Raw genomic sequence first — 14,690 nt, forward strand, 5'->3', positions numbered from 1 at the left:
GCGCTGGGACCCGCGCTGGAGCTCGTGCACACCGGACGTGCGCCGACCCGCGCGGTGCTCACCGCCGAGCTCGGCGTGACCCGCGCGACGGCCGGTGCGGTCGCCGCCGAGCTGGAGGCGCTCGGGCTGATCAGGGTGGACGCGCGGCCCGGCGCGGCGGCCGGTTCGCAGGGGCGCCCCTCGCACCGGCTGGCGGTGGCCGAGGACGGTCCCGTGGCGCTCGCCGCGCAGGTGCACGCCGACGGTTTCCGGGCGGCCCTGGTCGGACTCGGCGGCCGCATCGTCGCCACCGCTCCCGGCTGCGAGGTCGTCGACGCGGATCCGGCGAAGGTCCTGGGCTCCGTCGTCGCCGCCGGTGCCGACCTGCTGAGGGAGACCGGGCGGCGGTGCGTGGGCGCCGGGCTCGCGGTGCCGTCGGCCGTGGCCGAACCGGAGGGGCTCGCCCTCAACCCCCTGCACCTGGCCTGGCCCGCAGGCGCCCCGGTACGGGAGATCTTCGCCGAGCAGGTGCGCGCGGCCGGACTGGACGGGCCCGCCTTCGCGGCCAACGACGTCAACCTCGCCGCCCTGGCCGAACACCGGCACGGTGCCGGGCGCGGGTCCCGCGACCTGCTGTGCGTGGCCACCGGTCACCGCGGTGTGGGCGGGGCGCTGGTGCTCGACGGCCGTCTGCACTCGGGCAGTTCGGGCCTCGCCCTGGAGGTCGGCCACCTCGGCGTCAATCCCGAGGGCCGCCCCTGCCACTGCGGCAGCCGCGGCTGCCTCGACGTCGAGGCGGACCCGCTGGCCCTCCTCACCGCGGCGGGTCGGGCGCCGGGCCCGGAGATGTCCCTGCTGAAGCAGGCCGACGACCTGATTCGCGGGCAGTACGACGACCCGGACGTGCGCGCCGCCACCGAGTCCCTGATCGACCGGCTCGGCCTCGGTCTCGCCGGACTGGTCAACATCCTCAATCCCGACCGGATCATCCTCGGCGGTCTGCACCGCACCCTGCTGGAGGCGGATCCCGACCGGCTCCGCGCCGTGGTCGCCGACCGCAGCCTGTGGGGCCGCAGCGGGGGTGTGCCCATCCTCGCCTGCACCCTGGACCACAACAGCCTGGTCGGCGCGGCGGAACTCGCCTGGCAGCCGGTGCTGGACGATCCTCTCGGGGCACTGGTGTGAATGACGAGAACCGCTCGACGCACAGGAGAGGCGCCATCATGACCGATCAGCTCACCGTCAGCGTCCTGGGGACGGGGATCATGGGCGCGGCCATGGCCCGCAACCTCGCCCGTGCGGGCCACACCGTCCGCGCCTGGAACCGCACCCGCGCCAAGGCCGAGCCGCTCGCCGCCGAGGGCGCGCACATCGCCGGGACACCCGCCGAGGCGGTCGAGTCCGCCGACGTCGTGCTGACCGTGCTGCACGACGGGCCGGCCACCCTGGAGACGATGCGCCGGGCCGCCCCCGCCCTGCGCCCCGGGACCGTCTGGGCGCAGTCCACCACCGCGGGGATCGAGGGCACCGCCGAACTGGCCGGCTTCGCCCATGAGCACGGACTGCTCTTCTACGACGCCCCGGTCCTGGGCACCCGTGAGCCCGCCGAGGCCGGACAGCTGACCGTGCTCGCCGCCGGCCCCGCCGAGGGCCGGGACAGGGTGGCCCCGGTCTTCGACGCCGTGGGCGCCCGCACGGTGTGGGCCGGCGAGGACGGGGCGGCGGCGGGCGCCACCCGTCTGAAGCTGGTCGCCAACAGTTGGGTGGTCGCGGCCACCGCCGCCGCCGGGGAGACGCTCGCCCTGGCCAAGGCCCTGGACGTGGCCCCGGACGGCTTCTTCGACCTCATCGCGGGCGGCCCCCTCGACATGGGCTATCTGCGCGCCAAGGCCCGGCTGATCCTGGACGGGCGGCTCTCCCCGGCCCAGTTCGCCGTGACGACCGCCGTCAAGGACGCCAGACTGATCGTGCGGGCCGGTGAACAGCACGGTGTCCGTCTGGACGTCGCCGAGGCGAGCGCCGAACGACTGGAGCGCGCCGCCGACCGGGGCCATGGCGACGAGGACATGGCCGCGGCCTACTACGCCAGCTTCGACGACGGTCCCGCTGCCTGACCACCGGACCGGCCCCCACCGTCCGGCACACCGAGGAGTCACCACGTGTCCAAGCCCCCACTGCCGCCCGAGGCCGACGCCCTGCTGCGCAGGCCCAACCCCTGCGTGATGGCCACGCTGCGCTCCGACGGCGCTCCCGTCTCCACCCCCACCTGGTACCTGTGGGAGGACGGCCGCGCGCTGATCAACTTCGACGAGGGCCGGGTGCGCCTGAAGCACGTCCGCCGCGACCCGCGCGTCACCCTGACCGTCCTCGCCGGGGACGACTGGTACACCCACGTCACCCTGATCGGCCGCGTGGCCGACCTGTACGACGACGAGGGACTGGCCGACATCGACCGCCTCTCCCGGCACTACACCGGCAACGCCTACCCGAACCGGGAGCGGGCCAGGGTCAGCGGCTGGGTCGAGGTCGAACGGTGGCACGGCTGGGGCGCGATGAAGGACAGCGCGCAGGCGTCCGGCTGACCTGCGGCGTCCGGCCGGGGGGCCGGGGGGCCTCCCGCCGCGGACGGTGCGGTCCGCTCCCGGCGACGACGTCGGGGTCCATGGTGAGCCGTCCGGCCGGGCAGCCGCGCAGCACGTCGCGCTCGCGCGGGAGATGCGCCTCGACGCGCTCGTACGGTGTCCCCGGCCCGTCGAGCAGCGCCGCGGCGTCGGCGCGCATCCCGTCGGCGGTCCGCCGGATCGCGGCCGGCGCCAGGTCCGGCTTCCCCTTGAAGTGGTGGTACATGCTGCCCCGGCCCGCGCCCGCGCGGTCCGGTTGGCCGGCAGGACCGGGACACGCGTCAGCCGTCCGAGTACTCCCCGGGAGGTACGCGCGGTGCCGCCGGCCGTACGACGACCGGACCCCCTGTGCGGGGCGACGCTCGAACTGTCGCACACGGAGCGACGAGGCATCGCACCCGAGGAGTTGACGATCATGCAGACCCTGGCGCATTTCGGCGACGGCGGGCCCGGCCCGTGGATCCTGTTCCTCCCGGTCGTCTGGGCCCTGGTGATCGGCGGCGGCGTCGCGCTGCTCCGCCGCACCGTGTGGCGCGGAGGCAGGGGGGCCGACGCCGGCCGGCCCGCGGCGGAGGCCGGCTCGCCTCTCACGGTGCTCGGCCACCGCTTCGCCTCCGGCGAGATCGACGAGGACGAGTACTGGCGCCGGCTGTCCGTCCTGGACGAACAGTTCGGCCGGCCGGGCGGGGCCGGTGGGCGGTGACCGCGACGGGGCGGCCCGCGCGCGGAGCCGCCCTGGCCGTCCCGGCGACCACCCCGCCGTACCGCGTGGGGCGCACCGTGCGCCGCGCGCCCGGTGGGCGGTCGCCCGTCAGCCGGGAACGGCCGACCGGGCCGGAGTCAGTCCGGTGTCCTGGCTGTCGAGGGTGTGCTCGGCGAGCGCGATCTCCGGGAACCGGGGGGCCGCGGGCTCGGCGGTCGTGAGCCGGGGGCGCCGGTCCCAGGCCGCCGGGGCGGTCTGGGACGGTGCCGGCAGGGTGAACCACACGACCTTGCCCAACTCGCCGTCCGGCACCGCGCCCCAGCTCTCGCTCATCGCGGCCACCATCGCCAGCCCGCGCCCGCAGGTGGCGAGCGGTGCGGCGTCCGCCACGACCGGAAGGCGGGGATCCCGGTCGTGCACCGAGACCTTCAGCCGGTCGAGCAGCAGCTCCATCTCGACGGTGCACGTCTTGTCGGGCTGGGCGTGCCGGTGGACGTTGGACAACAGCTCTGTCACACCGAGCGAGGCCCGGTCTATCAGTGAGTCCATGTGCCAGTAGCGCAACTGCGCAGATACGATTCTGCGGACCTGGCCGATCCGCGACGGCAGGGCTTGGAGCTCCACCGTGCAGTGCCTGCTTGGGTGACTGATCACGGCTGCGACTCCCCGACGTGAGGTCCGGAAGAACACGGAGTACGGATCCAGCAGGGCGTCTGCGTGACGCTGCCGCCTGCTGTCGTGGCCGGCGGGCTGGTTCGCAGCGTTATCGCCGGTAAACCCAGAGTGACGTGAGAACAGCGTGACGCAGCGGATGGGGTGGCGCAACTCGCGGACATCTCAGGCGTCACGCCCCGACGCCCGGCGCACGGCCTCGATGAAGCGGCGGGCGGCCGGCGGGCCCGGTTCGCCCGGCGCGGGATCGTGTTCACCGAGGGTGAGCAGGTACCGGTTGCCGTTGAGGTCCGCCAGCGCCCGGTCCTCGGGCGCGAACCACGGCCTGGTCGCGCGTACCGCCTGCACCGGCGCGCTGTCGATCTCGCTGCCGTAGCTGGTCAGCAACTCCAGCCGGCCGTCGCTGATCCGGACCTGCCCGGCCCGGGTGAGCGAACGCAGCCGCTTGCCGATCCGCACACCCGTGGCCGTGAATTCCGGCTCCGCCATGCCACCCGCCCCCTTGCGCGTCGGTGTGCCGGACCGTGCTCCGCGGGCCGGCTCCTGCCAGATCCAGTGTGCCCTTGCTCCCGCCGGTGCAGTCTGCCCGCAGCCGCCGCCGAGCACCAGTACGCGCGCCCCCGTTCCCCGGGGCGCGAGGAGCACTCGCGCCAATGCGCCCCCGCGCCCCCGCGCCCCCCGCCCCAGGGGTGCCTTGGGGCTCCCCAAAGGACTGTTTATGCAGGTGGGAGCTGGTGCTGATGATGCCTATGATCGGTGTACCGGCCGCGCGGAACGCCGTCGGCGCTCAGCGTAAGGAGCCCTGTCGTGAGCACCCCCCAACGGACCCTGACCGGCGCCACCCTCGACGTCGACCACAGCGACCCCGTCTACCGAGCCTGGCTGAAAGAGGCCGTGCGCCGGGTCCAGGCCGACGCCAACCGGTCGGCCGACACCCATCTGCTGCTCTTCCCGCTGCCCGAGCGGTGGGGCATCGACCTCTACCTCAAGGACGAGTCCACCCACCCGACCGGCAGCCTCAAACACCGGCTCGCCCGTTCGCTCTTCCTGTACGGGCTGTGCAATGGCTGGATCCGTCCGGGCCGCCCGGTGATCGAGGCGTCCAGTGGTTCCACGGCCGTGTCCGAGGCCTACTTCGCGAAGCTGATCGGCGTGCCCTTCATCGCGGTCATGCCGCGCACGACGAGCGCGGAGAAGTGCCGTCTGATCGAGTTCCACGGCGGGCGGTGCCACTTCGTGGACGACCCCCGCACGATGTACGAGGCCTCCGCCGCCCTGGCGGCGGAGACGGGCGGCCACTACATGGACCAGTTCACCTACGCCGAGCGGGCGACGGACTGGCGGGGCAACAACAACATCGCCGAATCGATCTTCCGCCAGCTGCGCAGGGAGCGGTTCCCGGAACCCGCGTGGATCGTCGCCACGGCCGGGACCGGCGGCACGTCGGCGACCCTGGCGCGGTACGTCCACTACATGCAGCACGACACCCGCATCTGTGTCGCCGACCCGGAGAACTCGTGCTTCTTCCAGGGCTGGACCACCGCCGATCCGGACGTGGCCTGCGACAGCGCGTCCCGTATCGAGGGCATCGGACGGCCCCGTATGGAGCCGAGTTTCGTGCCCGGCGCGATCGACCGGATGATGAAGGTGCCCGACGCGGCCAGTGTCGCCGCGGTGCGGGCCCTGGAGGCAGTCATCGGCCGCAAGGCGGGCGGCTCCACCGGAACAGGGCTGTGGAGCGCGCTGAAGCTCGTCGCGGAGATGGTCGCCGAGGGACGGCGTGGGAGCGTGGTGACGCTGCTGTGCGACCCGGGGGACCGGTACCTGGACAAGTACTACTCGGACGCCTGGCTGGCCGCGCAGGGCCTGGACATCGCGCCGTACACGGAGGCGATCGACTCACTGCTGCGGACCGGCGTCTGGCCCGGCGGGAAGCCGTCCCGCGAGCCGGCGGTCCAGTGAGGTCACCGCGCCGCGGAACGTCAGCCCCAGGCCCGGCCGTGCGGCGGCGAGCGCCAGCCGGAACGGCGCCGTGCCGTCGGCCGCCATCGTCCACCGCACACGCGTGCCCGTCCCGGCCGGCGTGAGCCGCCACTCCTCGGCCAGGGCACGGGCGCCGGGCACATTGGTCACGTCCACGCGGTAGGCGTACACCTCGGGCGCCCTCGTCAGGAGGACGGTCTCGCGGACCCGGGCCCCGCCCCGGAGCCGGATCTCCCGCCCCGCGCCGCCGTCGAGGGGGCGGGAAAGCGTGACCGGACCGAACCACTCCGTCCAGCCGGTCACGTCCTCGGCCAGCGCGCGGAAGACCCGGTCCGGCGCGGCGGAGACCTCCCGGCCGAAGACCAGACGCACGGGGGCGGCTCCGGTGAACTCGGGCCCCACAGGGCGCAGACGGTGGGCCATGGACGTGTCCCCCTCGACGAGAACGGGCTTCGGGGCCGGACGGGCGGCGTGCGACGCGGGCATCCCGTCAGATGTCGGCGGCCTCCGCGGAGTGTTCGGGCTCGCCCGCCACCACCAGGTGCCGCAGATGCTCCGACACCTCCGCGCGTGCCCCCTCGGGCAGTCCGGAGTCCGTGACGAGGGTGTCGACCTGATCCAGGGAGGCGAACGAACTCAGCCCCACCGTCCCCCACTTGGTGTGGTCGGCGACCACGACCACCCGCCGGGCCGACTGCACCAGCCGCCGGTTGGTCTCGGCCTCCGCGAGATTGGGAGTCGACAGACCCGCCTCGACCGATATCCCGTGCACTCCGAGGAACAGCAGATCGAAGTGGAGGGCCGCGATGGCCTGGTCGGCCACCGGCCCCACCAGCGAGTCGGACGGCGTGCGCACCCCGCCCGTCAGGACGACCGTGGCCGCGCCCTGCCGGGGCCCCGAGGAGCGCTGCGCCGCGTGGAAGACGTCCGCCACCCGCACCGAGTTGGTGACCACCGTCAGATCGGGGACGTCGGTCAGCCGATGCGCCAGCGCGAACGTCGTCGTACCGCCCGACAGCGCGATCGCGGCCCCCGGGGCGACCAGCTCGGCGGCCGCCCGCGCGATGTCCTCCTTGGCGCTCAGCTCCAGGCCGGACTTGGCTTCGAACCCGGGCTCGTGCGTGCTCGCCTCGACCACCGGCACCGCGCCGCCGTGCACCTTCTCCAGCACACCCTGCCGGGCCAGCGCGTCGAGGTCGCGGCGGACCGTCATGTCCGACACGCCGAGCTTGCGGGTCAGCTCGTTCACGCGGACACCGCCGCGGCGCCGGACCTCGTCGAGGATCAGGGTGCGCCGCTGCTCCGCGAGCAGGTTCTGATTCTCGCTCACGTACGCTCCGGTCCTTTCGCCGCACAGCCGTCCGACACGCCTCACGCACCCGCCGCGACGAGCGGATCCCCTCCCGGCACCGGTGCGCGGACGTCCCATCCTCGCATGCCGCGCCCCGGGCGGCGCCACCGGCAGCCGACGCGCACATGTCATTGAGGCCCCGCGGTGTGCTTGCCCGTCCCGCGGATCGGGGAGATTACGTGACGAGAGGTGCGAGCCGTCCCGCCACGGGAGATCCTGTGCGCGCATGGACGGAACCGACGGGGCGTCACGGGGGAAGTGCGAATCGGTGGAGAACGCGCAGCGACACAGACCGGCAGAGGGGCCCGACAATCCGGACGCCCGGCCCGGGGAGTCCGGAACCGCCCTGGAACTCCTGGTCCACGGGGTGGGCGGCACCACCCCGGAGACGATGCTCGACGACCCGCGCACGGTACGGATCACGGGTGACGGCATCGCCGCCGTGTTCCGCCGTGCCGACGACGCCGACGCGGAGCGGCGACCCGCCGGCCGCCGCGAAGGGCCCGTGCCCGAGGCCTACGTCTGGTGCAACCTCACCTCGGGCAACGGCACCCGCGCCCTGTGGCTGCTGCTGCTCCCCTTCATGGTGGTCAACATCGCCCACTGGATGCGCCCCACCGCCCGGGGCCGCAGACGCACCGTGCGGCTGTACGGGCTGCTGGTGCGGCTGGCAGGGCTCAGCCTGACGGTGCTGCTCGTCGCGGCCGCCTGCGAGGTCGCCCTCGACCTGGCCGCATGGCAGTGCGCGGGCACGCACGCGTGCGCCGAACGGCACTCCTGGCTCGGCTTCCTCTCGCCCGAGGTCTCCGACGGGGGCTGGTGGAGTCCGCCGGGCCGCAGGCTCGCCCTCGCCGCCGTGGTGCCCACCGCCCTCACCGGCCTGCTGTGGTTGTTGTCCCTGCGCACCTGGAGCGCGTACGAGTCCCAGCAGCCGATGACCCAGGACCGCGAGCCGGAGGAGGACGGCGGTCCCACCGCGCTGGGCCGGCCCGGATTCTGGTACGGTCGGCGCCTGGTCGCCCGGCTGCGCGCCGCGCACACCGCCGCCGGACTGCTGACGGTCGCCGCCGCTGTCGGCTCAGCCGCCGCCAGGTACGACCGCGAGCCGGGCGGCCCGGGCGTCCTGGGTGTTCTCGGTGTGCTGCTGGAGGCGGCGCTGGCCGCCGGGGCGGGCGCCGTGGTGTGGGTGGTCTGCCGCCGGGGCCGCAGCGAACGCCGGGTGGACAGCGGACTCGACCGGCGCCTGGTGCGGTGGCTGCCCCTCGCCGCCCTGGTCCTGCTCGCGCTCACCGTGGTGTACGCCGGGTGGGAGCGCCCCGGATGGCGGTCGGCGGGCCGGCTGCCGGGCGACGCCACCTTCGGCGCTCTCGCCCTGGCGCAGGGCCTGCTGGTGATCGTCCTCGCCGGGGTGGCCCACATCCTGCACCGGACCGACCCCGACCGGCGCGCCGCGATGCGGGGCCTGGCCGGACCGGCGGTCGCGATGCTCGCCTGCGCGCTGGGCGGGGTCATGTCCGGCGGTGTCTCCCAGCGGGTGTCCGACTGGCTGGACGGCACCGGGACGTCGATGCCCGGCCCGCCGGTGCTGCTGACCTGGCAGGCGTCCGTGATCCCGCTGCTGCTCGTCCTCCTGCTGGTGCTGTGCGGCTGGCTCGCCCGGCGCGCCTGGCGGATCGCGCGCGAGGAGCGCGCCGCCGTGGAACGCGAGTACGCGGGGGAGACGGGCGACCCCGGCCGCACCCGCCGTATCGCGTCCGTACGCGCCATGGCCGCCCTCACCGACCGCGGACCGCGCATCCTCGCCGTCACCTCCACCGCCACCCTGCTGCTCGGCGCCGGCGCCCTCGTCGGCGCCCTCGCCACCGACCGGACGCCCGGGGAGGCGGCACGGGGGTCGTACGCCGTCGTCCACGGCGCGGCGGAGACCGCCGAGGCGCTCGGCTCCTGGCTCATCGGACTCGGCTTCATACTCTTCGTCACCTGGGGCCGCCGCGCCTACAAGGACGCCTCCGCGCGGCGCACCATCGGCATCCTCTGGGACGTCGGCACCTTCTGGCCACGGGCCGCGCATCCCTTCGCGCCGCCCTGCTACGCCGAGCGCGCCGTGCCCGACCTGACCTGGCGGATCGCCACCTGGACGCGGACGACCGGGGGGCGGCTGGTGATCTCCGGCCACTCCCAGGGCAGCGTCCTCGCCGCCGCGGCGGCCTGGCAGCTCCCGCCGTCCGCCCGCAGGCGCGTCGCCCTGCTGACCTACGGCTCCCCGCTGGAGCGGCTGTACGGCCGCTGGTTCCCCGCCCACTTCGGACCGGACGCGCTCGCTTTCCTGCACCGGGAGGTCGACTGCTGGCGCAACCTGTACCGGCGCACCGACCCCATCGGCGGTCCGATGCGGCTGCCCGGCGACCGGGGCCCCGACGTGGACCGCCCCGCGCTCCGAGACCCGCTCGCCTACGGCCGCACCGAGGCCCATCCGCTGCCCGCGCCGATCCTCGGCCACTCCGACTACCAGGCCGACCCCGCGTTCGTCGAGGAACGGCGCCGGCTGCTCGCCCGGCTGCGGGCCGCCGAGGTGCCGGCCCCCCGGCCCACGGGGGAGCGCGGCGGCCCCGCGGCGTGAGGGGCCGGACTCAGGGGAGCGTGGGCAGGTCCTCGGCGTAGAGGAGCGTCAGGTCGTCGGTGGTCGGCTCGTCGAGCTGGGCGACGCGGCTCGCGTGCCGCTCGACCATCGCCTCGAAGGTCTGCCGCGCGGTGCGCCCGTTGCCGAACGCGGGACCCTTGGGGATCTCGGTGAAATACGTCAGCAGGGCCTCGGCGGTGCCCGGCGCCAGGTGGTACTCGTGCTCCTCGGCCTGCTGCCGCACGATCCGCAGCAGTTCCTCGGGGCCGTAGTCGCCGAAGGTGATCGTCCGTGAGAAGCGGGACGCCACACCCGGGTTGACCGACAGGAACCGCTCCATCTCGGCGGTGTACCCGGCCACGATCACCACGACCGCGTCCCGCTGGTCCTCCATCAGCTTCACCAGGGTGTCGATGGCCTCCTTGCCGAAGTCCCGCCCGGCGTCCTCGGGGGAGAGCGCGTACGCCTCGTCGATGAACAGGACACCGCCGCGTGCCTTGTCGAACGCCTCCTGGGTGCGGATCGCCGTGGAGCCGATGTGCTCACCGACCAGGTCGACCCGGGACACCTCGACCAGGTGTCCCTGCTCCAGCACGCCGAGCGAGGCGAGGATCTCGCCGTACAGGCGGGCGACGGTGGTCTTGCCGGTGCCGGGGGAACCGGTGAACACCAGATGCCGCTTGACCGACGCCGCCTTCAGACCCGCCTGCTGCCGGCGCCGGCCCACCTCGATCATGTCGGTGAGGGCGCGCACCTCGCGCTTGACGCTTTCCAGACCCACCAGCGCGTCGAGTTCCCCGAGCACGGCCTTCGAGGAGCGGGTCTCCCGCTCCGGCGCCGGGGCGGGAGGGGCGTGCGGGGCCGGCTCGGCCGTCCGGGCGGGCACGGTGCCCAGCAGGCCCGTGGAGCGGCCCGCCGTCTCCACGGCGGGTTCGGGCGCCGCGGGCGCCCTCGGACTGCCGCTCTCGTCGCTCGTGCAGTCCTCGACGACGGGACCGCCCGATCCGGACGCCGCGTCCGCGCCCTCGGCGAACTCGTAACCGCCGCGCGCGCAGCGCTCCGTGCGGCACTTCCTCAGCGTCGTACGGCTGCCGTCTATCACATGGAAGCCGTAGCCGCCGCTGCCCGTGACCCGGCAGTTCAGGAACGTGCCGCGGCCACCGGCCGAGACGTAGACGCCGGCCTCGGCGGGGGAGTCGACCGTGCAGCGCTCGAGGGTCGGGTCGGCGCCCTTGGTGACGATCACACCGGTCTGTGTGCCGTCCAGGGCGCAGTTGTTCAGCGTTCCGCCGCTGCCGTGGTCGCGGAACCAGGCGCCGGTCGCCGCCTCCCGGATCCGGCAGTCGTCGAGCTGCGCGGTGGCGCCGTCGCTCACCGACACGGCCGTGTTGCGCACCTGCGACAGATCGCTGTCGACGACGTCGGCGCGCGAGCCGCGGTCGAGGACGAACAGCGCGTCCGGCACGTCGTGCACCCGGCAGGAGTCCAGGACCGCGGTGGCGCCGTCGCTCACCCACACCGCCGGGTAGTCACCCGTGCTGTCGAAGATCTCGCACTGGTTGGCGTCCACGCGCGTGCCCGGGTCCCACACCGAAAGACCGTTGCGGCCGAACTGCCGCACGCTGGTGCGGGTCAGGGTGAGCACCGAGCGGGACCGCAGGTCGACCGCGTTCTCCGGGATGTCGTGGATGCGGCAGTCGGCAAGCGTCAGCACCGCGTCCGTGTCGAGTGTGACGCCGTCGCCGGTCGTCCGGTGCACGTCACAGTCGGTGAGGTGCGCGGTGGCGCGGCCCGTCACCTGGACGCCGCTGCCCCGCACCTCGTAGACCTCGCACCCCACCGCCTCGAGGGCCGAGTTCTCCCCGGTCGCGGTCAGTCCCGAGCCCGCGGCGTGGTGCACCCGGCAGCGTTCGAGCCGGGGGTGGCCGCCGCCGCGCACCGTGACGCCCGCCTGCCCAGCGGCGACGACCTCGCACTCCTCGAACACTCCGCCCCCGCCGTCCAGTACGGCGATGCCGGCACCCGCCGGATTGTCGACGGTGCACCGGCGCACCGTGGGCCGGGCACCGCCGCGCACCTCGATGCCGGCCGCGGACCGGGTGACCACGCGGACGTCACGCAGCTCCGGGGTGCCCTCCTCGACGAGCACGGCGGGGGCGGTGGCGTCCTGGCCCTCGACGTGCAGGTCCTGCACCACCGCCGAGGCGCGCACGGTCAGCGGCACGCCGTCCGCGGGCGCGATGCGCACGGAGCCGGGCGCGCCCTCCGGGCCGCGCAGCGTCACCGCGCGCTGGACGACGAGGTTCTCCCGGTAGGTGCCGGGGGCGACGGTGAGGACGTCGCCTTCCGCCGCGGCCTCCAGGGCGGCGGCGAGCGATGCGTACTCACCCGTGCGGCGGCGCCACCTCGATGTGCCGGTGTGCGTCACCTGGACCGTGCCCTGTGCCATGGCGTAGCTGTGCCCCCACCTCGTCGTACTGATGGCTCGTTCCCGCCCGTGTCTCGCCGATCGGTTCGGCCGGACCACCGTAGCGTGCGTACGGGCACCGGGTTGACCAGAGCGGCAACGCCGTCAGCTGCCGGCTCCGGTCCTGCCCCAGTCCGGTCCCGCCCTCTCCCATGCCCGGTCCCAGCGGACGTATCTGCGGCGGAGCATGCGCCGGACGATCAGCCGTCTGCAGCCCTCGGCCAGGCCCGCGGTCACCAGGGTGGCGCCGACGCCGGCGAGCACGGCGTGCGTCGTCGCCGTCGCGGTGTCCAGCGGGCGTGCGGTCACGCGCCCCTGACGGTCGGTCCACATGCTGAAGCGGTCGCCCGGCCGAGGCTCCCGGAGACGGGTCGTCACGGCTCCGCTCCGCCCGGTGCCGTCCGGTGCGGTCCAGTGGGCCAGGACCCGCACGGGCGGGTCCCCGGCCGCGGCCGCCTCCGGGTCCACTCCGAGCACGGACGGATCGAGCTCACGCACCACGGTGGCCGTCGTCAGGTGCCGGTCCCGGTGCTGGGCGCGGACCGAACGCTCCAGCGTGTCCTGGGCGGCGGCTCCGACGAGGCAGCCGATCACGGGCGCGGCGAGGGCGGCGAGCAGCAGGGCCGCGAGCGCCACCCAGGCCTCGGCCAGGTCGGTCCCGCGACGCAGCGGGTTGTGCCGCCAGCGCCAGAGTCCGCTGATCGCCCGCACCGCCGCACCCCCTCGCCGGTTCTCCCATGAGCGCTCATGAAGCGCACATGAAAGGAAACGGACGAAGCCGGGGGCCGGTTCCCGCTCCCGCGGAAGGGACCGCTACGCGGCCTCGACGGGGTCGCCGACCCTGATCGTGCCGGGGGAGAGGGGCACCAGGTTCTGCCCGAAGACGACTTCCCCGGCGGTCCGCTGACGGGCCGCCAGCGAGCGCAGGGGCTCCTTTCCGCGCCGGCCGGTCTCCTGGTCGGTGGTGGTCACCACGCACCTGCCGCTCGGCTTGGCGACGCGGAAGGCGACCTCGCCGACGGTGACCCTCGTCCACCGCTCCTCCTCCCAGGGTTCGGTGCCCTCGACCACCACGTTCGGCCGGAAGCGGTTCATCGGCAGCGGGCCCTCGGCAGCGTGGTCCCCCGCGGCGATCAGGGAGTTGAGGGCGTCGAGGGAGGCGGTCGTGGTGAGCAGCAGCGGGTAGCCGTCGGCGAAGGTGACCGTCTCGCCCGGCAGCGCGAACGCGGGGTCGACCGGCCTGCGCGTGGCCGGGTCGTCCAGGTGCACCAGACGTACCGGGACGCCGAGGTGGGCGCTGCACCAGGCATGCACGGCGCCGTCCTCGGCCAGGACGGCCTCGACCTTGTCTCCGAAGAGCTCCACCGGGACCGTCGCGCCGGGCGCGGGAACATGTGCTGTGACCGGCTCGGCCCCGGGAACGGACAGCCGGACGCCGCCGCCGGGCAGGAGCTCGGCGGCGGCCAGTGCCAGGCGTGGGTGGCGCCGCTGTGTGACGACCCTTCCCCCGTCGTCGACCAGCATCCAGCGCCGGTCCCCGGCCGGACCCCAGGGCTCCACGACGACCTCCCGGAGCGGCAGGCTCCGGAAGGCCTTGACCGGATGAATGCTGAGCGCCTGCAGGTGTGCGTTCCCCATGGGGCCATCGTGCCATCCGGCGCCGACGGCCCCGGGTTTGCTCAGTACCCGCGGTACTGCTGGTACTGGTACGGGTCCTGGTACGGCGCGGGAACCGGCCGGGGAGCCGCGGGACGCATCGCCTCGTAGCCGGCGGGCGGAGCCGGACGCGGCGGCTGCGGCTGCGGGCCGGGGTAGCCGCGCGGCGCGGTGGCCTGCTGCGGGATGTACGCGGTGTGCGCCTGCTGGAGCGGCGCGGGCTGCTGCGCCTGCGGATAGCCGTAGGCGGGCTGGGACGGAGCCGCCGGGAGGGCGGGCATCGCCGAGGGAAGCGCGGGCAGATGACTGACCGGCGCCTCGTACGCGGCGGGGACCCGGATCGGGGCGATCTGCGGGGTGCCCCGCTCGGCCACGAGCGAGTCGTAGATCGGAGTGTCCGGGAAGGAGGCGGAGTAGTAGCCGCCGCCATAAGTGGAGCGGGGGGAGGTCATGGCACATAAGTTAAGCCCACGATGTGCTTTTGGGGAGCCCGATAAGAGGGTTGTTTTCTGTGCTCGCCGTGACCGGGGATCACCAATGCGGGCGAACATGGGGGAAACAGGCACTCCTGCCGAGCGCATTTCGTGTAAAGGCCGAGTTCCGGGGCGGTTACCGGCGGTTGGCCACCGGTTGCCGCG

At 74.3% G+C, this 14,690-nt stretch carries 14 protein-coding genes and 1 pseudogene; 6 read left to right on the forward strand and 9 right to left on the reverse strand.

Annotated elements, in window-relative coordinates; genetic code table 11:
* From BU52_RS25130 to BU52_RS25140, 3 genes are all read left to right on the forward strand, one after another.
* Positions 1-1,164 (forward strand): ROK family protein (locus tag BU52_RS25130; RefSeq protein ID WP_051858578.1); only part of this gene is annotated, 1,164 nt, incomplete at its 5' end.
* Between the two features lie 38 nt (positions 1,165-1,202).
* A complete protein-coding gene (locus BU52_RS25135) occupies positions 1,203-2,093 on the forward strand; it encodes an NAD(P)-dependent oxidoreductase (RefSeq protein ID WP_037938292.1) in 891 nt (296 codons plus the stop codon).
* Positions 2,094-2,138: 45 nt separating this feature from the next.
* Positions 2,139-2,561 (forward strand): PPOX class F420-dependent oxidoreductase, encoded by a 423-nt coding sequence (locus tag BU52_RS25140; protein ID WP_037938293.1) that lies wholly within the window; start codon positions 2,139-2,141, stop codon positions 2,559-2,561.
* Positions 2,562-2,601: 40 nt separating this feature from the next.
* On the opposite strand, the pseudogene BU52_RS36495 reads toward BU52_RS25140, so the two are convergent.
* A pseudogene (locus tag BU52_RS36495) lies at positions 2,602-2,853 on the reverse strand (TetR/AcrR family transcriptional regulator); the annotation flags it as partial.
* Positions 2,854-3,015: 162 nt separating this feature from the next.
* Here BU52_RS36495 and BU52_RS25145 point away from each other — a divergent pair.
* On the forward strand, positions 3,016-3,303 hold the full coding sequence (locus BU52_RS25145) for an SHOCT domain-containing protein (RefSeq protein WP_037938294.1): 288 nt from the start codon (positions 3,016-3,018) through the stop codon (positions 3,301-3,303).
* Positions 3,304-3,411: 108 nt separating this feature from the next.
* On the opposite strand, the gene BU52_RS25150 is transcribed toward BU52_RS25145, so the two are convergent.
* Both BU52_RS25150 and BU52_RS25155 read right to left on the reverse strand, forming a co-directional pair.
* Positions 3,412-3,957 (reverse strand): ATP-binding protein, encoded by a 546-nt coding sequence (locus BU52_RS25150; protein ID WP_200881284.1) that lies wholly within the window; start codon positions 3,955-3,957, stop codon positions 3,412-3,414.
* A gap of 183 nt (positions 3,958-4,140) precedes the next feature.
* A complete protein-coding gene (locus BU52_RS25155; protein ID WP_037938295.1) occupies positions 4,141-4,464 on the reverse strand; it encodes a hypothetical protein in 324 nt (107 codons plus the stop codon).
* 318 nt (positions 4,465-4,782) lie between these two features.
* On the opposite strand from BU52_RS25155, the gene cds1 reads away from it, so the two are divergent.
* The gene (gene cds1 / locus BU52_RS25160; protein WP_037938296.1) at positions 4,783-5,937 is read left to right on the forward strand and encodes an L-cysteine desulfhydrase Cds1; all 1,155 of its coding nucleotides are present in this window, start codon (positions 4,783-4,785) and stop codon (positions 5,935-5,937) included.
* On the opposite strand, the gene BU52_RS25165 is transcribed toward cds1, so the two are convergent.
* Both BU52_RS25165 and BU52_RS25170 read right to left on the reverse strand, forming a co-directional pair.
* A complete protein-coding gene (locus BU52_RS25165; protein WP_037938454.1) occupies positions 5,875-6,381 on the reverse strand; it encodes an SRPBCC family protein in 507 nt (168 codons plus the stop codon). The two genes, cds1 and BU52_RS25165, sit on opposite strands and share 63 nt — an antisense overlap.
* 67 nt (positions 6,382-6,448) lie before the next feature.
* Entirely contained in the window at positions 6,449-7,288 is an 840-nt protein-coding gene (locus BU52_RS25170) for a DeoR/GlpR family DNA-binding transcription regulator (protein ID WP_037938297.1), read from the reverse strand.
* Between the two features lie 247 nt (positions 7,289-7,535).
* Between BU52_RS25170 and BU52_RS25175 the strand changes: the two genes are divergently transcribed.
* On the forward strand, positions 7,536-9,929 hold the full coding sequence (locus BU52_RS25175) for a hypothetical protein (protein WP_407702060.1): 2,394 nt from the start codon (positions 7,536-7,538) through the stop codon (positions 9,927-9,929).
* Positions 9,930-9,939: 10 nt separating this feature from the next.
* Here BU52_RS25175 and BU52_RS25180 read toward each other — a convergent pair whose 3' ends face one another.
* The 4 genes from BU52_RS25180 to BU52_RS25195 form a co-directional block, all read right to left on the reverse strand.
* On the reverse strand, positions 9,940-12,378 hold the full coding sequence (locus BU52_RS25180) for a right-handed parallel beta-helix repeat-containing protein (protein WP_037938298.1): 2,439 nt from the start codon (positions 12,376-12,378) through the stop codon (positions 9,940-9,942).
* Between the two features lie 123 nt (positions 12,379-12,501).
* Positions 12,502-13,107 carry an Rv1733c family protein gene (locus BU52_RS25185; RefSeq protein ID WP_037938300.1) on the reverse strand — a complete coding sequence of 202 codons (606 nt, stop codon included), beginning with the start codon at positions 13,105-13,107 and terminating at the stop codon, positions 12,502-12,504.
* 102 nt (positions 13,108-13,209) lie between these two features.
* A complete protein-coding gene (locus tag BU52_RS25190) occupies positions 13,210-14,034 on the reverse strand; it encodes an MOSC domain-containing protein (protein WP_037938302.1) in 825 nt (274 codons plus the stop codon).
* A 41-nt stretch (positions 14,035-14,075) separates the two neighbouring features.
* The gene (locus BU52_RS25195; RefSeq protein ID WP_037938304.1) at positions 14,076-14,504 is read right to left on the reverse strand and encodes a DUF6643 family protein; all 429 of its coding nucleotides are present in this window, start codon (positions 14,502-14,504) and stop codon (positions 14,076-14,078) included.
* Between the last annotated feature and the right edge of the window lie 186 nt (positions 14,505-14,690).

Source organism: Streptomyces toyocaensis (genome assembly GCF_000725125.1).
GTDB lineage: Bacteria > Actinomycetota > Actinomycetes > Streptomycetales > Streptomycetaceae > Streptomyces > Streptomyces toyocaensis.